Below are 20,061 nucleotides of genomic sequence, written 5' to 3' on the forward strand. Positions count from 1 at the left end.
TTTTTTATATTTTTATCAAAACTAATTTGGTTTGCAAATATACAGTTATCGACTAATAAATTTTCATAAAAAAATGACAAATTCCAATACTTTTCAAGCAGAAAAAATCAATCAACATATTGTAAAATGGTTACTCGATTATGCTACTAACGCAAAAGTGAAGGGTTTTGTTGTGGGAATCTCCGGCGGAATTGACAGTGCTTTAACCTCAACATTGTGCGCGCAAACAGGTCTAACTACCTTGTGCATTGAAATGCCTATACATCAAGCAGAAAGTCATGTAAATAGAGCCAACGAACACATTGATCAATTAAAAAACCGTTTTCCGAATGTTTTTAACGAAAGAGCCGATTTAACTCCGGTTTTTGAAACGTTTAAAGCACAAGTTTCTACTTCAGAAAACGAAGCACTCTTAAACCTTTCTTTAGCAAATACCAGAGCGAGATTACGCATGACTACATTGTATTATTTTGCAGGAATTCATGGCTTGTTAGTTGCTGGAACTGGAAATAAAGTAGAAGATTTTGGCGTAGGCTTTTTTACTAAATATGGCGATGGCGGTGTTGATATTAGTCCGATAGCAGATTTAGTAAAAAGTGAAGTCCGTTTATTAGCCGAATTTTTAGAAGTTCCAAGCAGCATTTTAAAAGCCAAACCCACTGATGGCTTATTTGGTGATGATAGAAGTGATGAAGATCAAATTGGCGCAAACTATGATGAATTAGAATGGGCTATGACACAAATGGAAAACGGAAAAACTGTTGCCGATTTTTCAGGAAGAGAAGCCGTTGTTTTTTCAATTTTCAAAAGACTTAATTTTATCAATCAACACAAAATGAATCCGATACCCGTTTGTGAAATTTCAAAAAAAACAAAATATTTATCTAATTAATTGACAAATATTTACTTTTTTTCGTAACTTTGAGTATATGTTATAAGTAAAGTAATTTTAAAAATTATGATTAAATTATGTGTCGCAGATAGTTTTCCAGTCGTAACTGAAGGATTACAATCATATTTCCAAGGTAACTCAAAAGCTGAAATTGTAGGGACTGCTAAAAACTTAGAATCACTTCTTGTGTTTTTAGATAGCAGAAGATGTGATATTTTACTTCTTGACGTAGAATTTGATGGCTTATCAAGTATTAGAGATATAAAAAGTTTACTCAAAGACTTTACAGCCACTAAAATTATTCTTTTCACAAACGTTTCTGAACAAATGTATGCGCCAACCGCTATTAAAGCAGGTGTTTCTGCATATGTTTCTAAAAAATCAAACTTAAAAGAACTAGAAGCTACTATTTTAAAAGTGGCTGAAGGTAAAGTTGTTTTTAGTGACACTGTTAAGAAAAGCATTGAAATGCTTAGTAAAGGAAAAAAATCTGAACGCTTATTTAAAAAATTATCTACTAGAGAAATTGAAGTGCTTCGTTACTTAAATGATGGTAAAAAAAATAAAGAAGTAGCACAAATTCTTGGGTTAGATGAAAAAACAATTAGCACCTATAAACTACGTTTATTAGCGAAGCTTAATGTTACCAATTTAGTAGATTTATTGAAAAAAGCGAAAGATTTGGATGTGATTTAAAAACATCCAAATCTTTTATTTTTTAAAATAATCCGTTCTCACCCTTTTTATAGTATTGCTTATTTCAGTCTTTAACTTAACGTAGTCGGAAACTTCTTCTTTAATTGAGTTTCTTATTAATTCATCATCGTTATTGAGAAAATCTTGCATCAAGTTATTCATTAGTTTTTGAAGCAAGAATTCTCTATATGTATATAAAGTTTGAATTGTATGTTCCTTTACTTGAGAGTCATCATCTTTTGATTTAACAAATACTTGCTTTTTCTCTAGCCAACCATCCAAAGTATATTTTTCATCTTCCATCTGAATATCGGCAATAATATTTTCATATTTTCCATCTGACTCAGCAATAAATTCACTTCTATCAAAAACACCTTTTGTTAAAAAGGTTTCCAATATTCTTTTAGCTAAATCTTTAAAAATTTCATCTGAAAACTCTACTTCATCTTCTTGTAAATTCAAATAAATTTTTTCAAAAACTCTAATTTTTCTTTTTTCTGCTACTGGCTTAACCTCTCCGTCTTCATTGGGCCTTAAAAAAATATCTTCTATTTCAATAATTCTATCACCATGTTTAATTAAAATCCCAAGAATACTCCTTTCTATCAAAGAAGAAATCTCTACACTTGTCAAAACATTTGACGAAACATTATCACTTTTTACAACTTCAAATGCTTTTTGCTCTTCTTTATATTGTTTATTTGCTTCCGATAAATCCTTTTTGACTAATTGTGCTAAGGTATTAAATAGTACATCTTCAGAAATGTCCATAATTCGAGAACATTCCTTGATATAGACTTCGCGTTTGATTCGGTCTGGAATTTTAGAAATACTAACTACCATATCACGAATTAAATCGGCCTTTTTAATCGGATCATTCTTAGCTTCTTGAATCAATAAAGACGCTTTAAACTGAATGAAATCTTTTGCATTTTCCTCGAAATACAACTGCAAATCGTCATACGATGTTTTTCGAGCAAAACTATCTGGGTCATCGCCATCAGGAAACGTACATACTTTTACATTCATTCCTGCTTCCAAAATCAAATCAATTCCTCGAATCGAAGCACGAAGTCCAGCTGCATCACCATCAAAAAGGACGGTAATATTAGGCGTTAAACGATTGATTAAACGAATTTGATCAGGCGTTAAAGCCGTTCCAGAAGACGCAACTACGTTTTCAATTCCGGCTTGATGCATTTGTATAACATCAGTATAACCTTCTACCAAAAAACAATTGTTCAATTTAGCGATGGATTGCTTCGCATGAAAAATTCCGTATAAAACTTTACTCTTGTGGTAAATATCACTTTCAGGTGAATTGAGGTATTTAGCTGCTTTTTTATCATTGGTCAAAATACGACCTCCAAAACCTAACACACGACCACTCATACTATGAATAGGAAACATCACACGACCTTTGAATCGGTCAAATTGTTTATCTTCTTTTACAATAGAAAGTCCGGTTTTGTCTAAATAATCTAACTTATAACCTTTACCGAGTGCTTCTTTGGTAAAAGCATCCCACGTTTCTGGCGAATATCCTAAACCGAATTTTTTAATCGTATCAGAAGTAAACCCTCGTTCTTTAAAATAGGATAATCCGATGGCTTTGCCTTCTTCAGTTTCTAATAAGATATGATGAAAATATTTCTGTGCGAATTCGGAAACCAAATACATACTTTCCTTTTCATTGGCTTGCGCTACATCTTCATCAGACTGAACTGTTTCTTCAATTTCGATATTGTATTTTACAGCTAAATATTTGATAGCTTCTGGATATGTAAAATGTTCGTGTTCCATTAAGAAAGTTACGGCATTTCCACCTTTTCCAGAAGAAAAATCTTTCCAAATTTGCTTCACAGGCGACACCATAAATGAAGGCGATTTCTCGTTCACGAATGGGCTCAATCCTTTCAAATTACTTCCAGCACGTTTGAGTTGTACAAAATCACCAATCACCTCCTCAACTCGGGCGGTTTCAAAAACTTTTTCTATGGTGTCTTTTGATATCAAACTAACTATTTAGGAGGGCAAGTTACAAAGTTTTTGAATATTATACCTACAAGGTTTTGAAAACCTTACATGAAAATAAAAAAAGCACTCCATATGGCTGAAGTGCTTTTTTAAACAGAGAACTTAAACTAACCCCTAATTTTTAATTAAAATCAAAGCGTATTCCTAACGAAACGTTGTTTTGATCTATATTATTGTGTTTGAACATTGGATTTAAGTCATATTTAACATATAGACTTGTAACTTTATAACCTACATAAGCACTTAAACCATAAGTAAAATCATTTACATTGAAATCTGCTTTTGTTTTTTCATTAACTTTTTTTCCATCCAATTCATATCTAATAAATTGTTTCGAATTGGTATTAACTCCAGCAAATCCTCCTAAACCAAATCTAAAACCTTGATGCGATTTGAATATTTTTTTTCCATCTTTTTCTTCTGTTTTAGAAAAATCAAATTCTAAATGAACAGGCATAACAAAATAAACATTTCTGAAATAAGTATGATTATCTTTAAAATTAATAGGATACGTTTCTAAAACTGTTTCACTTCCAGTGTCTACAAAAACTCTATTGTCGGTTGCATGCAACATGTTGTATTGAAAACCTAAACCATATTTTAAATGCAATAAATTAGAATTTTGACTTAATCTAGTATTTAATGTTAAACCCCATTCATAAAAAGTTGAACGTAAATACCCAAAATCTGAATTAGCAACAGCTCCATCAGTAATTAAGTTATTAAACCCTGTAGCAAAAACGAATTGCGAAGTTGTTCTTCTTTCTCCATCGTTATTTATTCTATAACTGTTTTTATATCCTCCAGGAATCGATATTGAATGTTTTTTTCTAATTATTGAATCTGATTCAATAATTCTACCTTCTACTTTATCTTGAATCAATTGTGCTAATTTAACTTCTTCAATTGCCAATTTATTTTCAATGTTTCTCGCGCGTTCTTCTGCAATTTTTTGCTTTAACTCTTGCGCTTTTTCATAGGTTATCTTTCCATCTTTAACTTGCAAATCAATGGCTTCAACTTCAACTTTCAAAGCTTTTTTTTCTTCTGTTGTTATCATTTCGATTTGGTTTGAAATTGCTTTTGCTTTTGATTCAAAAGTAAAATTCTTTGGACTTCTTCCTTTTACAATACCCGTTTCGATAGTTGAATCGTCAACAATTTCAATAATTATATCTTTAAACCAAATCTGACCTGTCCCATCTAATAAAACGCCATAAGATATTGATGATGCCTCTACTGGTATATAAAGTACTATTTCATACCTTGTCCAATCTGTAGTATTCTTTATTGGTCTTGAATACATATTGTCGAAAGCAAGAAGTGATTTTAATTCATCTACTCGCATCCAAAGCCCTGCCCACGATTTTACATTTTCACTTTTTAAATACCCCGACATTTTAATGGTTTTTCCTAAATATTGATTTGGATTAATCGTTTTCGATAAACCTCCAAAACCCTTTATTCTTTTTTTAATGGATTTAATTGTGAAAAAATTTTCTCTTTCAGCATTTATATCATTATCAATTCCCATTTGATAACTATCTGATGCGCTTCCGTGTTGTTCCCATTCCGTAGAGGGTTCTATCAATTTTGTTTCCTGAGCAATAACTTTACTGAGTAAACTAAACACAATAACAATTGTGTACAAAATAATTTTTTGCATGACTGTTTGATTTTTAAGTAATGATGATTTTTATTTATTCGTAATTTCTATTCGCTAATGCTGATTTTGCATCTTGAAATTTTTTAGTTAGTTTATCTAAAGTTGTTTCTTTGTAATTTACGTCTAATTCTTTTTCAACGGTTGATAATAAACTAGCCGCATCTATTTTAATTTTAGATTTAACACTGTTTTTTTTAATTAAAGGAATTTCTTTTTGATTGACTTGAACTTCAACTAACAACTTTTCAGATGACGGGTAATCGTTAATGGTTGATGGATTTAGTTGTATTAAATTCACTTCTTTTTCTAACTCATCTGCTTTCTTTAATTTATTGTTTTTTGCTTCTGGATAATTTACTTCATTCTGAACTAAAACTAGTTGATTATTTTCAACTGAAATATCATTTATTTTATTCGTTTCAACTGAATCTTTTTCTTCGTTAATTGTTGTTACAACCGGAATTGAATTATTAATTTCTGTAGTTTCGTTTGAACTGAAAATAAAAAATCCCATTCCGAAAAAAAATAGTGTAGAAGCTGCCACAAAAAACCAACCGTAACCTTTCTTTGGCTTTTTTTCTTCTGAAATAGTTAACATAGCATCTAATCTATCCCAAGCTTGAGCAGAAGGCTGAATCTCTCTAGCATTCAGCTTTTCTCTAAATTGATTATCTATTTTATTTGGTTCCATTGAGTTTCTTTTTTAAATCCGAAATTTGTTGTTGCAATAACTTTCGGGCGTTTGATAATTGCGATTTTGATGTCCCTTCGTTTATTTTGAGCATTTCTGCTATTTCCTGATGTTTATATCCTTCAATTGCATATAAGTTGAACACCATTTTATAGCCATCGGGCAAATTATCAATCATATTTTGAATATCGTCAACTGAAAAATCTTCCATTTCATAAACCGATTCATTCTCGCTAACTGTTACATCATCAATATCTTGGTGATTGAAGTTATTCTTTTTAACCCGAAGAAAGTCAATACATTCATAAATCATAATTCGGCGAATCCAACCTTCAAAACTACCTTTGTGTTCAAAACTTTTTAGATTGGTAAACACTTTCATAAATCCGGTAATCATGACATCTTCTGCGTGGTGAATATCTTTTATATATTGGCGACAAACACTTAACATTTTAGAAGAAAACTTGGCATAAATCTGCTGTTGTGCTTGTCGATTATTTTCGACAGCCAACATAATAAGTTGCTTTTCTTCTTGATGCAATTGAATTACTTTCATTTTTAAATTTAGAATTCAGAAATTAGAATTCAGAATCTTACTTCTAATTATATAGACGAGAATGTTTTTAAAATGGTTGCATGATTTTAAAAAAATGTGTCAATTTTCAATGTGTCAATGTGTGAATATCAATAAAAAGGCACATTGACTTATTGACTCATTGACTTATTTTTTACGTTCAATAACGTAATTTACCATTAAAATAAGGGAATCTTTATAGTGTGAAGATGGAAAATCTTGTAGTAATGAAAGTGCTTCTTGTTGAAATTGTACCATTTTTCCTTCAGCGTAAGTTAAACCGTTTTTGTCTTTAACAAATTGGATAACTTCTTTGACGCGCTTTTTGTCTTTATTGTGATTTTTAACCGAATTAATTGCCCAACTTTTTTCTTTTGGCGAACAATTGTTTAAGGCGTAAATCAATGGTAGAGTCATTTTTTGTTCTTTGATGTCAATTCCGGTTGGCTTACCAATGGCATCGTCGGTATAATCAAACAAATCGTCTTTGATTTGAAATGCCATTCCGATTAATTCTCCAAATTTTCGCATTTTTTCTACCAAAACAAAATCATCTGGTGCAACTGAACAAGCACCAAGTGAACAACAAGCTGCAATTAAAGTAGCGGTTTTTTGTCGGATAATTTCGTAATAAATAGCTTCGGTGATGTCTAGTCTGCGTGCTTTTTCAATTTGAAGCAATTCACCTTCACTCATTTCACGCACTGCGACTGAAATGATTTTTAGTAAATCGAAATCATTATTATCAATGGAAAGTAACAAACCTTTTGACAATAAAAAGTCGCCCACTAAAACCGCAATTTTATTTTTCCAAAGTGCGTTTAAAGAGAAAAATCCGCGACGTTTGTTACTATCGTCAACTACATCATCATGTACTAAAGTTGCGGTATGAATTAATTCAATAACCGAAGCACCACGATATGTTCGTTCATTAATCGTTCCGCCTGAAACCATTTTAGCGGTTAAGAAAACAAACATAGGTCGCATTTGTTTTCCTTTTCGGTTAACGATGTAATGGGTAATCCTGTTTAATAAAGCTACTTTAGAAGACATGGAATCGCGAAACTTCTCTTCAAAGAGTTCCATTTCATTTGCGATAGGTAGCTTTATTTGTTCGGTTATTTTCATCATTACAAAGGTAATACACTATCAAGTAAAAGAAAAATATTTTTACAATTAAACCTTTTTTGTATATTTGAGTCTAAACTACGTAAACTCTAAAAAAATTAAGATGAAATCAACATTTAAATTATTACTTGCTCTTTTTCTTCTGACAACAATCAGCTGCGAAAATGACAACGAATTAACATCTAGTCAATTAACTTCAGAAGATGCTTTAGTGAATTCTAAAATTGATATAGCTAGTGACGATATTTCCAGTATTGCCGATCAATTATTTGACAATGTAAATAGCAACACTATTAATTATAGAAATTCTAATACTGAAAATTCGGTATTTTCAAATTGTGCAACAATTACCAGAGTACCTGCTTTTGGAACTATTTTAACTCCTGGAACGCAGGTAACTAAAACAATTGATTTTGGCACAACGGGCTGTACTTTAAATAACGGCAATATTGTTAAAGGTAAAATTATAATAAGCTTTGTTTTTGAACCTAATGCTGCTTCACATACAATAACATATACTTTTGATGAGTTCTATCATAACAATATTAAATTTGTTGGTACAAAAAATTTTACACGTTCAATGACTGCTGCAAGCGCTACTTCGGTATCACACCCAATTGTAGTTATGCAACTAGATATGACAATTACAATGCCAAATGGTGATGAATATACTCGCGTAGGTTCTAGAACTAGAGAATTAGTAGAAGGATTTAGTACGGATACGTTTTTAGATAATATTTACCGAATCACTGGTAGTTGGACAACAACAAATGAAAATGGAAACCAGCACACTGCAACAATTACAGAACCGCTAATGGCAAAAATGAGTTGTATTACTGTAAATAAACCAATTTTAGCTAGAGGAATTATTACATTCGTAAAAAACAACATTACCTCAACATTAGACTATGGTGAAGGAGAATGTGATAATATAGCTATTTATTCAATAAACGGTAACTCTTATACTATAAATATTGGAAATTAAAATTTCAAACATTTTTTAATAGGCTATTCTTTTTTAGAATAGCCTATTTTTTTATGATTTATTCGCCAATTGACCACAAGCCGCATCAATGTCTTTACCACGACTTCTTCGCACTTTTGCTACAATATTACTTTTTGCTAAAGCAGTAATGTATACATTTGTAGCTTCCTCAGAGGCTTGTTGAAACATTCCATCATCAATAGGATTGTATTCGATAAGATTAACTTTACAAGGAACATATTTACAGAATTTCACAAAAGCATCAATCGATTTTTTATCATCGTTTATTCCTTTCCAAACTACGTATTCGTAAGTTACTTTGCTTTTTGTTTTTCTGTACCAATATTCCAAACTTTCACGCAAATCAGTTAAAGGAAAATTCTTAGTAAATGGCATGATTTCATTTCGAATTTCCTCCACAGCAGAATGCAAGGAAACCGCCAATTTGAATTTCACTTCATCATCCGCCATTTTTTTAATCATTTTCGGAATTCCAGAAGTGGAAACGGTGATACGTTTTGGCGACATTCCTAAACCTTCAGTAGACGTAATCATATCAATCGCTTTCATTACGTTAGGATAATTCATCAAAGGTTCTCCCATTCCCATAAAAACAATGTTTGATAAAGGTCGGTCATAATACAAACGACTTTCATTATCAATTGCAGCAACTTGATCATAGATTTCTCCCGGTTCCAAGTTACGCATGCGTTTTAATCGAGCGGTTGCACAAAAGTTGCAATCTAAACTACAACCTACTTGCGAAGAAACACAAGCCGTAGTTCGGGTTTCAGTTGGAATTAAAACCGATTCTACAATTAAATCATCATGCAAACGAACAGCATTTTTAACGGTTCCGTCTTCGCTACGTTGTAATGTATCTACTTTAATATGATTGATTACAAAATTTGCTTCTAACATGGCACGTGTTTCTTTAGACACATTGGTCATGTCTTCAAAAGTATGGGCGCGTTTTTGCCACAACCATTCATACACTTGATTGCCTCGAAACGCTTTGTCTCCGTTAGCAACAAAAAAATTTCGCAATTGTTCTTTTGTTAGTGCTCGTATGTCTTTTTTCTCGATTTGCATGGTGCAAAAGTAATGAATTTAGAAATTAGAAATTAGAAACTTTGAAATTTGTACTTTTGTTTATTGAAATTTTCAAATTATGCACTTTATATCAGAAGATTTAGAAGATTACGTAGCGAATCATTCACAAGTAGAGCCTGAATTATTAGCAAAATTAAACAAAGAAACTTACCAAAAAATTATGCAACCCCGCATGTTGAGTGGTCATTTTCAAGGTAGAGTTTTGAGTATGCTTTCAAAAATAATTCGTCCAAAACACATTTTGGAAATTGGAACATACACAGGTTATGCTGCATTGTGCTTAGCAGAAGGATTAGCTGAAAACGGAACTTTAGATACGATTGATATTGAAGAAGAATTGGTTGATTTTCAACGAAAATATTTTGATGCTTCGCCATGGAAAGACCAAATTTTTCAACACTTAGGAGATGCTGTTGATATTATCCCAACACTAAATAAAAAATTTGATTTGGTTTTTATTGATGCCGATAAAGAAAACTATGTGAATTACTTTCACTTAATCGTTCCGATGATGAATAAAGGCGGTATCATTTTATCCGATAATGTATTGTGGAGCGGAAAAGTGTTGGAAGAAGTAAAACCTAACGACAAAAGCACACCCGTTTTATTAGAATACAATCAACTATTAAACACTGATCCAAGAGTAGAAACAGTTTTATTACCGATTCGTGATGGTTTAACAGTTAGTAGAGTTTTGTAATGAAATTGTGTTTTTTCCAAAAAACAAGTACAATTTATAAAACACAAATCCAAAAGTAGCTCCAAAAGCATAACCAGTTAAAATATCGGCAGGATAGTGTAATCCCAAGTAAATTCTACTGTAAGCGAAAATTAATGGGAATAAAAACAACAGATAAGTGTGTTTGTAATAGTTACGAAGTATTAATACAATAAACGTTGTAGAAGCAAACGAATTGGATGCATGTCCAGAGAAAAAACTAAATGATTTTCTAGTAATTACTTTTCTCATAATTCCATCAAATTCTGGATTATTACAAGGTCTTAATCTTTCAAAAGAGTATTTGAAAAGATTGGTCATTTGGTCAGTAAAGGTTATCAATGCCGCTAAAAAAAGAATAATAATTCCTAAACCTTTCCAACCTACTTTTTTTTGAAGGAGATAAAAAACTGTAATAAAAAGAGGTGACCAATAAATTTGTTTGGTAATAATTTTCCAAAAACCATCAAAAGGTTCCGAACCTAATCCGTTTAAAAAAAGAAATAACTCTTTATCTAGGTTTATTAACTGCTCCAAATTACAATTGTCTTTTTACAGGTCCAGTAATACTTTCAATATCTTCTTTTACTTTTTCGATTGGATTTTGAATATTTAAATCGATATTTTCAATCGGATTTACCATCTTAGTTATTCCTTCTTTTGCTTTAGTTATTTCATCTGAAATACCACCTGTTAGCGAATTCATATCCAATCCGGTATCTTGAGCTCCTTTTTGAATTTCGCTTTTAATCTCGTTAGTTGCGTTTTTTAACTGCGCCATACCTTTTCCTAAAGCACGTGCTATATCTGGAATCTTATCCGACCCAAACAACATCAAAACAACTAAAATGATGAAAAACAATTCACCTCCACCTATTCCAAACATAGTGTATTTTTGAAAATTAACTTCGCAAAGTTACAAAGTTTTGCTCCTAATTATCTTAAAGTATTCAAAAAAAAGACTATCCGAAGATAGTCTTAATTATTATTTTTTTTCTAATGTATCAAATTTTGATTCCGTTTCTCCTTTAGGCCAATAGTTGTTTTCAACATCAACATCGGCAGTTTCTAATTTTGGATCCACTTGAATTTTTACCACTTTTTTCTCTGTTGCAAAAACGCGTTTAGCTGTATCATTATTTCTTCTCCAAATTTGAGCAGGGAATTTCTGCGTTTCACTAGTACCGTCTTCAAATTGAAGTTCTACGATGATTGGCATGATTAATCCTCCTGGTTTTTCAAACTCTACTTCATAGAAAAATTTAGGCGATTTTAAAGCATTTTTTTCTTCAGCAGTATAATTTTTATCTAGATATTCTGAAAGTGCTTGAATATTTTTCGCATCCAATCCTTTCTTTAATTCTTGTTTAAAATCAGGAGTGTCTTCTGTTACTAAATATAACATTGGCTCGCCATCGCTTATTTTTCTACCTCTTCTATTAAACATAGCTTGTGCTTCTTTTGAAGCTTCTGTAGATACATAAAACTGTTTCACCGATTTTACTCCTATATCAGTGTAATCTGTTGAGTAAAACCAACCTCTCCAAAACCAATCCAAATCAACTGCCGAAGCATCTTCCATAGTTCTAAAGAAATCTTCTGGAGTTGGGTGCTTAAATTTCCAACGATTTGCATACGTTTTAAAAGCATGATCAAACAATTCTCTACCCATAATAGTTTCTCTTAAAATATTTAAACCAGTAGCTGGTTTACCATATGCATTAGCTCCGAAATTATAGATATTCTCAGAGTTTGACATAATTGGTTCTAAATATTTTTGATTTCCTTTCATGTAAGGCACAATGTTTTTAGCTGGTCCACGTGTTGAAGGGAAATTTGGATCAAAAGTAGATTCAGCAAGAAACTCTAAAAAAGTATTTAAACCTTCATCCATCCATGACCATTGTCTTTCATCTGAATTGACAATCATTGGAAAGAAATTGTGTCCAACTTCGTGAATAATTACGCCTAACATTCCGTATTTGATTCTATCGCTTACAAACCCTTTTTCATCTGGACGCCCGTAGTTCCAACAAATCATTGGATACTCCATTCCTTGATCTTCTGCAGAAACAGATACTGCTTTTGGGTAAGGATAATCAAATGTAAAATGAGAATACGTTTTTAAAGTATGCGCCACCGCTTTTGTAGATAAATCTCCCCAAAGTGGATTTGCTTCTTTTGGATAAATTGAAATAGCTAATGGTTTATTGGTTGGTAAATCAACCGCCATGGCATCAATAATGAATTTTCTTGATGTTGAAAAACCAAAGTCACGCACATTTTGTGCTTTAAATTTCCATGTTTTCTTTTTGTCTGAAAAGCTACTTTCTTTTGCAACTGCTTCTTCTTGAGTAACGATTACTACTGGTTTATCAAACGTTTTTTCTGCTAATTCCCATCTTTTTACTTGTTCTGCTGTAAAAACTTCGCTTCTGTTTTGTAAAACTCCTGTTCCTTCCATAACGTGGTCTGCTGGAACTGTAATATTTACTTCGTAGTCTCCAAAAACCAAAGCAAATTCACCTCTACCCCAGAATTGCATATTTTGCCATCCTTCTACATCATTATAAACTGCCATTCTTGGGAAAAATTGAGCCATAACATACAATCGGTTTCCATCAGGAAATTGTTCATAACCTGAACGACCGTTGTTAGCACCTTCCATATAATTTACAATATTATACCACCATTTGATAGAAAAAGAAACTTTTTCTCCGTTTTTTAATGGCTTTGATAAATCGATACGCATCATGGTTTGGTTGATGGTATATTTCATTGGATTTCCTTTAGCATCTTTAACATACTCAATGTTAAAACCTCCTTGAAAAGGACTTCCCATATATTTTTTAGCAAAGGCACTTGTTGAAATTGCCTTGTCCATATTTTGACTTTCTATTAAAGGTGTTTTAGAATCAGGTCTTTCGATATTTTGGTCTAATTGCACCCATAAATACTCTAACGATTCTTTAGCATTGTTATAATAGGTTATGGTTTCCGAACCATATAATTTTTTATTCTTATCATCTAATTCCAGATTCATTTTATAATCAGCTTTTTGCTGATAATAAGCAGGACCAGGAGCTCCAGATGCAGTTCTGAACATATTTGGAGTAGCCATTTCATCATACATTTGACGAAATTTATTCTCATTATAATGTCCGGGTTCACGCTTTTTATCTTCAGACTTAACTTCTTGAGCAAACACTCCAAATGCAAGCGATAAAGTTAAAAACGCACTAAGTACAATTGACTTTTTCATAGTATATAGGATTCTTTAATAGTCTATTTTTTGTTCAGTATCACTATTAGTAAACAAAAAGCTGTTTTTGTTACTATTAATATGAACATGAACAATATTTTGTTGTTCCTTGTAAATATCAGTTAATAATGAATTAAAGATATCGAAGGTATTTATTTTTTTTGAAATAGCAATTTTAGTATAAAAAATTAACACATCACCCTCAACTTCTCGTGCTAAATAAACAATCTCCTGTGGCCTTTTATTTATAGAAATTTTAATATTCACCTTTAAATAATTTTTAATAAGTGTTTCCGCCTCTGGAAGTTCTTTTGTTGAAGTTAAATATACTTTTTTCTTGTATTTTTTTTCCAATGCTTTTTCCAAATCATCGATAAAAATTCTGTGGGTAATTTCTATTCGCTTTTTATTAGGCACGTAATCTATTTGAGTTACAGAAACATAAAACTTATGCCATGCAAAAGAGCTCAATAAAACTATTGATAAAAGTGGCAGAAAAAATCGCAATAAATTCTTCTTCATTTGGTAAAAATAGTAATTATTCTTTTGGAATTTCAGATTTAAACATTTTTGCCTTTGAAGTTAAATATTCTATTAATTGAAATTCATTTTCAGGTTTCAAAAATAAAGACAAATCATTTATAGGCATTTCGGCATATTGCAAAAACAATGGAATATCTTCGTGCTTAATTTTTAAGGTATCAACAAAAAAATGATGCGGTAAGCGCTCAAATATATGATCAGAAAATGATTTGGATTGAATATCTTTTTGTCTTCGCTCCTCAAAAACTTGTTCCGAATATTCTTTAGTGTTTCTATCTTTTACAAGTAAACTAACTAATCCAGCTCCCATCGCAATAAAATTAAAATTCGAACCATTTGGCGCAAACTGACTTGGCATTACCGTATTTGTTGGAGTTCCCAATCGTACATCATCTTCATAATGCATGATTTTTTTTGCATCAATTTTAGTAAAACCTTCACCATATACTTGAATTCGCTTGATATCAACTTCTACAATACCTGTAAGTGTGTAAGGTGTAATTTCTACTTCATTTAATTCAGTAATTCGCACTTGCAACCTTATTTCTAATTCTTCTAACCAAAAATCTTTATCAGTTAATATATATTTCTTAGATTCATAAGAAATACCTTGAATATAAAGTGTATCTGTTGCTCTTGCTTTGATTGAAAACTTACCATCGGAATTGGTAACCGCACCTATATTTGATGTAATATTAAATACCGTAAGATTTTCAACTTCGATAGAATCGGCAACAATTCTTCCTTTCAACACTTTTCTTTCAATATGTTGCCCAAAACCAATTTGAACAAACAAAAAGCAAATCCAAACGATATAATTATTTTTCATTTAATTTAGTATTTGAAATTTCAACTTCCTTTAGTTTTAAATATTCTACCGCTAAACCAGACAAAAGGAAAGTTGCCATATCCTTATTTTTTTCTTTCATAGCTTTTGCATATCGTTCATTTTCTACAATGTAAAATAAAAAACCATCTACATAAATCTCAGGGATTTTTAACGTTTTAGTAAAATAATCTCTTTCAAAATAATCGGTTGTTTTTAATTGGAGCATTTCTTTTTTCTCTACAAGTACTTCTTTTTTCAACATGCTAGTTCTGCCACTTATTGAGTTAATTAATCCATCAACACTCATTCCACCTAACGGAATTAACAAAGGGCTATACCATTTAAAATCGCCAGCCGCTAAAAGTTTTCGTTCTGCTGGCGTATATGTTCTTTGATTAGCAGGCACAATGCCAAGTGCAACAGCATTGATATTTTTATAATTAATAATTGCTACTTCCTCTAACTCGGTTATAAGTGATTCCATTTTAATCAATAATAAATCGTTAGAAAAATCACTCTTTTTAATGCAGTAACGTATTGCTTTTAAATTCACAGCACTAAATTGCAAAGTATCCGAAGTATTCGCTTTTATTTCAAAATAACCTCTAGAATCAGTAACGGCTCCATTTTTTTTAGACAAATTTAAAACATGAATTCCTTCCAAAAAAGAAGATTCGGAAACAATTTTACCTTTAACAATAGAATCGTGCTGTGACAAAACGACTAAAGGAAAAAAAATAACAAATAGAAGTAATCGTTTTGTCATAAATTACATTTTTATACTTTGTAAATTTAAATGTAATCTTATAAAATGAAATCCTAACAAGATGATAAACTTATGTTAATACAATTTGATAAATTTGCAAAAAAATAATTTATGAAAAACATCATAATAGCTAGTACTTCCACTTTACACGGCGGTAATTATTTAGAGTATTTATTACCTGAATTACAATCGTTTTTTTCAAATGTAAAACAATTACTTTTTATTCCATACGCAAGACCAAGCGGTATTTCACATGACGATTACACAAAAAAAGTAAGTGAAGCTTTTGATAAAATAAATATTTCGGTAAAAGGAATTCACGAATTTGAAAATCCAGTTGAAGCCATTGAAAACGCAGAAGGAATTTTTACAGGTGGAGGAAATACGTTTTTATTAGTGAGCCAACTGTATAAAAACAACGTTATTGATGCGCTCGAAAAAGTAGTCAAAAACGGAACACCCTATTTAGGAACCAGTGCAGGAAGTAATATATGCGGATTAACAATGAATACTACTAATGACATGCCAATTGTATATCCACCGAGTTTTAGAACTTTAGGATTTGTTTCATTTAACATAAATCCACATTATTTAGACCCGATAGAAGGTTCTACTCACATGGGCGAAACACGTGAAACCCGAATTAATGAATTTCATCATTTTAATCCGCAACCAGTTGTGGGATTGAGAGAAGGAAGTTGGTTAGCTGTTAAAGGCGATTCTGTAAAATTAAAAGGAACTTTAACTGCAAGAATTTTCAAAAGAAACGAAAATCCAATTGAGGTGATTCCAGAAACTGAACTTAACGATTTAAAATAAAAAAAGCCTTGCAATTGCAAGGCTTTTTTGTAGAGCGGAAGACGAGGCTCGAACTCGCGACAACCAGCTTGGAAGGCTGGAGCTCTACCAACTGAGCTACTTCCGCATTTGATAATTTTTAAAACTTTATCTTGTTTTGGAGCGGAAGACGAGGCTCGAACTCGCGACAACCAGCTTGGAAGGCTGGAGCTCTACCAACTGAGCTACTTCCGCATTTGAATTACAAAACTCTAATTTTATTAACAGTTGTATGTATTTCTTTGGTGGGTGCAAATATACTTCAAAAGTTTTTTTAATTGCAAATTTTTTTAAATATTTTTTCGAAGCAATTACACTAACTTTACACTAGAATAAACACATTTTACTAAATGATTAGCTTTTAATAAGTTATACAATTATGGAAATAAAAAAAATCAGTTCATCAGCCACTTATCCTGTTAGACACGAAGTTTTAAGAAAAGGAAAACCTATTGAAACTTGCCAATTTAAAGGAGATGATGATGAAAACACTGTTCATTTCGGATTGTATCAAAAAGAGCAATTGATTGGAATTATTTCCATTTTCAAAGAGCCTTCAATATTATTTTCAGAAAAAAATCAACTTCAAATAAGAGGAATGGCGGTTTTAGAAGAATTTCAAGGCAAAGGATTCGGAGCCGAATTAGTGAAAGCAGCTGAAAATTATTGTATTAATCAGAATATTGATTTAATATGGTTCAACGCTAGAGAAAAAGCTGTTCTTTTTTATAAAAAACTAGGCTATACAAGTATTGGAGATTCTTTTTTAATTCCAGATGTTGGGATTCACTTTGTCATGTATAAAAAACACACAAAGGAGTAATTCAATAATTCTTACTATATTTATATCTCATTACGTTTTATGAAAAAAATTACGATTTTACTCTTTATTCTCTCCTTATTTTCCTGTAAAAAGGAACCTAAAGTCATCGCTTTTGACAATAAAATCATTAAGGACACTGTATTAAACATCATCATAAGACCTGTTCATCCTAACTTACTTGAAGGCAAATCAGATAGTTTGATGGCCTATTATCAAAAACTTAATTTTCACGAAATTTGGTATTTAGAAGAAAACAGAAAAGACTTAATTAATGAAATCAAATCTTGCTTTGAAGACGGATTAAATCCAAACGATTATGAAATCAAAATAATTGAAGATTTAGAAAGTAAGAGATCCGAATTAAATGATGAAGATATCGTAAAGTATGACATTTTACTTACTGAAACATTCGAAAAATTAGCCAATCATCTGCATAAAGGAAAACTAAATCCAAAAAAACTATATACAGATTGGGACTTAGTAACTAAAGAAATTGCTCTTTCTCCCCTTTTAGAGAAAGGAATCAAAGAGAAAAAAATTGCAAGTACTTTTAAAGACTTAAAACCAAATCATATTGTATATCAATCACTCAAAAAAAATTTAATAGAAATTGACAAACTTCCCAATATTACTTTTGAAAAAATAACTGTTAAAAATAAAATTGTTTTAAACGATACCTTACCTGAAATGGTTAAAATCAAAAAACGATTAGCCTATTGGAAAGATTTCAAAAACAAAGACAGTCTTATTACTTGGGCATACGATTCGTTAACTTTCAAAGCTGTTAAACGTTTTCAAGCACGACATGGATTATCTCAAGATGGCGTAATTGGTATAGGCACAATAAAAGCATTAAATAGCACAAAAAGCGAACGTATAGAACAAATTATTGCAAATTTAGAACGATGGAAATGGTACCCTTCTGATTTAGGTGAACAATATCTGATTGCAAATATTCCAGATTATATGCTTCATTATGTTAGAGGTAAAGACACAATTGCCAAACACAGAATTGTAGTTGGAACACCCAAACGAAAAACGCCAATACTAACATCCAAATTATCTAATTTTGTTTTTAACCCAACGTGGACAATACCACCAACAATTATAAAAGAAGATTTAAAACCCGCTGCCACAAAAAACAGAGACTACTTCCCTTCTCGACAACTTACAATATACAATAGTAGTGGTAAAATTGTGAATCCAAACGATTGGAATCCTGCTAAAGCAAATAATTATAGGTATGTACAAAAACCAGGAAACAATAACTCTCTTGGATTAGTAAAACTTAATTTTGCAAATCGACATTCTGTTTATTTACATGATACTAATCATCGTGATTACTTTGTAAAAACCTATCGCTCTTTAAGTTCTGGATGTGTTCGTGTTGAAAATCCTTTGGTGTTAACCCAGCAAATTTTGAGCAAAATTAATCCAGAAAAATGGAGCGGAAAAGAAATTGATTCAATTCTAAAACTAGAAAAAACAAAAACAGTATCTGTAAAAGACACTGTAAATATTTATTTATTCTACTGGACAAGTTGGTTAGAAAATGGCAAACTTCAATTTAGAGAAGATATTTATGAACTTGACAAAGAGTTATATTTAAAATTAAGAAACTAATTTAGACTTCGCAACATAAGTTCTTGATGGATGATAAATAAAGATACAAGATTTACCTTTAATGGTTTCAATCAGTTCTTTATGTAATTCGTAAGGAACAGCAGGACATCCTTGACTTCTTCCCAATCTTCCCGTATTTTTTATAAAAGATTTGCTTACATAATCTGCACCATGAACCACAACTGCTCTATTTCTTGCATTGTCATTTATTCCATACTCCATTCCATCTAAACGCAAAGACAATCCATGTTTTCCTGTGTAAGTTTCACCTGTAATATAAAAACCTAAACTGCTTTTAAATGATTCATTTGTATTAGAAAAATCTTTTGCATATTCCAATCCCGAATTTCTACCATGAGCAACCAATGATTTTAAAAGAACCTTTTGATTTTTCATATCAATAACCCACATTCTTTCTTGAGTAGACGACAAACTAAAATCAACAATCGTTAATATTTCATTTTGAATTTTACCTTGTTGTTTTAATAATTCATAACCCTCAAAAGCTGCAATAAAACTATCGAATGTTGGCAAAGAAAAACCATTAGCATCAATTACGTTAAAACATAATTTCGCTTTAGCTTCGAAGGTTGCCTTAATATTGGCTGCAATTAATTTAGGATCAGTAGCATTTATTTTATTCTTTGTGCTTTCTATTACATTTAAAGGCTTAAACGAAAAAATACAAAATAAAATTAGAGGCAAAATTCGATAAATCATTGTTAATCTAGCAGTTATAATGTTGTTGTAAGTGCCAAATATATTTATTTTTTTCTAACCTGCAAACTTTATTGTGTGTTTTATCGAAATTTTAAGTCTTTCGTCGATTATTCTCGTAAAAGTTAAACATAATATAAAAAAAGTAGACATATAAAGCA

General features: G+C 31.2%; 20 protein-coding genes and 2 tRNA genes. 7 read left to right on the forward strand and 15 right to left on the reverse strand.

What is annotated here, in order from left to right:
• Positions 1–73: 73 nt before the first annotated feature.
• Together nadE and RSE15_RS06040 are read left to right on the forward strand one after the other, a co-directional pair.
• Entirely contained in the window at positions 74–892 is an 819-nt protein-coding gene (nadE, locus tag RSE15_RS06035; protein WP_324070146.1) for an NAD(+) synthase, read from the forward strand.
• 66 nt (positions 893–958) lie between these two features.
• Positions 959–1,588, forward strand: a complete 630-nt coding sequence (locus tag RSE15_RS06040; RefSeq protein WP_324070148.1) for a response regulator transcription factor — start codon at positions 959–961, stop codon at positions 1,586–1,588.
• A gap of 15 nt (positions 1,589–1,603) precedes the next feature.
• Here the strand turns inward: RSE15_RS06040 and dnaG are convergent, their stop codons facing one another.
• The 5 genes from dnaG to RSE15_RS06065 form a co-directional block, all read right to left on the reverse strand.
• Positions 1,604–3,604: a DNA primase gene (gene dnaG, locus RSE15_RS06045; protein WP_324070150.1), complete on the reverse strand. Its 2,001-nt coding sequence runs from the start codon at positions 3,602–3,604 to the stop codon at positions 1,604–1,606.
• A gap of 142 nt (positions 3,605–3,746) precedes the next feature.
• Positions 3,747–5,291 carry a hypothetical protein gene (locus RSE15_RS06050; protein WP_324070152.1) on the reverse strand — a complete coding sequence of 515 codons (1,545 nt, stop codon included), beginning with the start codon at positions 5,289–5,291 and terminating at the stop codon, positions 3,747–3,749.
• Between the two features lie 34 nt (positions 5,292–5,325).
• Positions 5,326–5,982, reverse strand: coding sequence for a hypothetical protein (locus RSE15_RS06055; RefSeq protein WP_324070155.1), 657 nt, complete (start codon positions 5,980–5,982; stop codon positions 5,326–5,328).
• Positions 5,969–6,538: an RNA polymerase sigma factor gene (locus tag RSE15_RS06060; protein WP_324070157.1), complete on the reverse strand. Its 570-nt coding sequence runs from the start codon at positions 6,536–6,538 to the stop codon at positions 5,969–5,971. The genes RSE15_RS06055 and RSE15_RS06060 overlap by 14 nt, the downstream gene beginning before the upstream one ends.
• Positions 6,539–6,703: 165 nt before the next feature.
• On the reverse strand, positions 6,704–7,684 hold the full coding sequence (locus RSE15_RS06065) for a polyprenyl synthetase family protein (protein ID WP_324070420.1): 981 nt from the start codon (positions 7,682–7,684) through the stop codon (positions 6,704–6,706).
• Positions 7,685–7,787: 103 nt separating this feature from the next.
• On the opposite strand from RSE15_RS06065, the gene RSE15_RS06070 reads away from it, so the two are divergent.
• Positions 7,788–8,669, forward strand: a complete 882-nt coding sequence (locus RSE15_RS06070; RefSeq protein WP_324070159.1) for a hypothetical protein — start codon at positions 7,788–7,790, stop codon at positions 8,667–8,669.
• 51 nt (positions 8,670–8,720) lie between these two features.
• On the opposite strand, the gene rlmN is transcribed toward RSE15_RS06070, so the two are convergent.
• Positions 8,721–9,761, reverse strand: coding sequence for a dual-specificity RNA methyltransferase RlmN (gene rlmN, locus RSE15_RS06075; RefSeq protein WP_324070161.1), 1,041 nt, complete (start codon positions 9,759–9,761; stop codon positions 8,721–8,723).
• A gap of 79 nt (positions 9,762–9,840) precedes the next feature.
• Between rlmN and RSE15_RS06080 the strand changes: the two genes are divergently transcribed.
• Positions 9,841–10,482, forward strand: a complete 642-nt coding sequence (locus RSE15_RS06080; protein WP_324070163.1) for an O-methyltransferase — start codon at positions 9,841–9,843, stop codon at positions 10,480–10,482.
• Here RSE15_RS06080 and RSE15_RS06085 read toward each other — a convergent pair.
• The 6 genes from RSE15_RS06085 to RSE15_RS06110 form a co-directional block, all read right to left on the reverse strand.
• Entirely contained in the window at positions 10,459–11,037 is a 579-nt protein-coding gene (locus RSE15_RS06085) for a phosphatase PAP2 family protein (protein WP_324070165.1), read from the reverse strand. The two genes, RSE15_RS06080 and RSE15_RS06085, sit on opposite strands and share 24 nt — an antisense overlap.
• 1 nt (position 11,038) lies before the next feature.
• Positions 11,039–11,386, reverse strand: coding sequence for a Sec-independent protein translocase subunit TatA/TatB (locus tag RSE15_RS06090; protein ID WP_324070167.1), 348 nt, complete (start codon positions 11,384–11,386; stop codon positions 11,039–11,041).
• Between the two features lie 99 nt (positions 11,387–11,485).
• Positions 11,486–13,762 (reverse strand): M1 family metallopeptidase, encoded by a 2,277-nt coding sequence (locus RSE15_RS06095; protein ID WP_324070170.1) that lies wholly within the window; start codon positions 13,760–13,762, stop codon positions 11,486–11,488.
• Between the two features lie 15 nt (positions 13,763–13,777).
• Positions 13,778–14,284, reverse strand: a complete 507-nt coding sequence (locus RSE15_RS06100) for a DUF6702 family protein (RefSeq protein ID WP_324070172.1) — start codon at positions 14,282–14,284, stop codon at positions 13,778–13,780.
• 16 nt (positions 14,285–14,300) lie between these two features.
• Positions 14,301–15,134 (reverse strand): BamP family beta-assembly machinery protein, encoded by an 834-nt coding sequence (locus tag RSE15_RS06105; protein WP_324070174.1) that lies wholly within the window; start codon positions 15,132–15,134, stop codon positions 14,301–14,303.
• Positions 15,124–15,900 (reverse strand): carboxypeptidase-like regulatory domain-containing protein, encoded by a 777-nt coding sequence (locus tag RSE15_RS06110; RefSeq protein WP_324070176.1) that lies wholly within the window; start codon positions 15,898–15,900, stop codon positions 15,124–15,126. Before RSE15_RS06110 ends, RSE15_RS06105 begins: the two co-directional genes overlap by 11 nt.
• A 111-nt stretch (positions 15,901–16,011) precedes the next feature.
• On the opposite strand from RSE15_RS06110, the gene pepE reads away from it, so the two are divergent.
• Positions 16,012–16,719 carry a dipeptidase PepE gene (pepE, locus tag RSE15_RS06115; RefSeq protein ID WP_324070178.1) on the forward strand — a complete coding sequence of 236 codons (708 nt, stop codon included), beginning with the start codon at positions 16,012–16,014 and terminating at the stop codon, positions 16,717–16,719.
• Positions 16,720–16,752: 33 nt separating this feature from the next.
• Here the strand turns inward: pepE and RSE15_RS06120 are convergent.
• Together RSE15_RS06120 and RSE15_RS06125 are read right to left on the reverse strand one after the other, a co-directional pair.
• A tRNA-Gly gene (locus RSE15_RS06120) sits at positions 16,753–16,825 on the reverse strand.
• Positions 16,826–16,856: 31 nt separating this feature from the next.
• Positions 16,857–16,932: transfer RNA gene (locus RSE15_RS06125), tRNA-Gly, on the reverse strand.
• Between the two features lie 184 nt (positions 16,933–17,116).
• Here RSE15_RS06125 and RSE15_RS06130 point away from each other — a divergent pair.
• Together RSE15_RS06130 and RSE15_RS06135 are read left to right on the forward strand one after the other, a co-directional pair.
• Positions 17,117–17,560, forward strand: a complete 444-nt coding sequence (locus RSE15_RS06130; protein WP_324070180.1) for a GNAT family N-acetyltransferase — start codon at positions 17,117–17,119, stop codon at positions 17,558–17,560.
• Between the two features lie 39 nt (positions 17,561–17,599).
• On the forward strand, positions 17,600–19,183 hold the full coding sequence (locus tag RSE15_RS06135; protein ID WP_324070182.1) for a L,D-transpeptidase family protein: 1,584 nt from the start codon (positions 17,600–17,602) through the stop codon (positions 19,181–19,183).
• Here RSE15_RS06135 and RSE15_RS06140 read toward each other — a convergent pair.
• The gene (locus RSE15_RS06140) at positions 19,172–19,903 is read right to left on the reverse strand and encodes a murein L,D-transpeptidase catalytic domain family protein (RefSeq protein WP_324070184.1); all 732 of its coding nucleotides are present in this window, start codon (positions 19,901–19,903) and stop codon (positions 19,172–19,174) included. The two genes, RSE15_RS06135 and RSE15_RS06140, sit on opposite strands and share 12 nt — an antisense overlap.
• Between the last annotated feature and the right edge of the window lie 158 nt (positions 19,904–20,061).

It is taken from the genome of Flavobacterium sp. (assembly GCF_035195345.1).
Taxonomy (GTDB): Bacteria; Bacteroidota; Bacteroidia; order Flavobacteriales; family Flavobacteriaceae; genus Flavobacterium.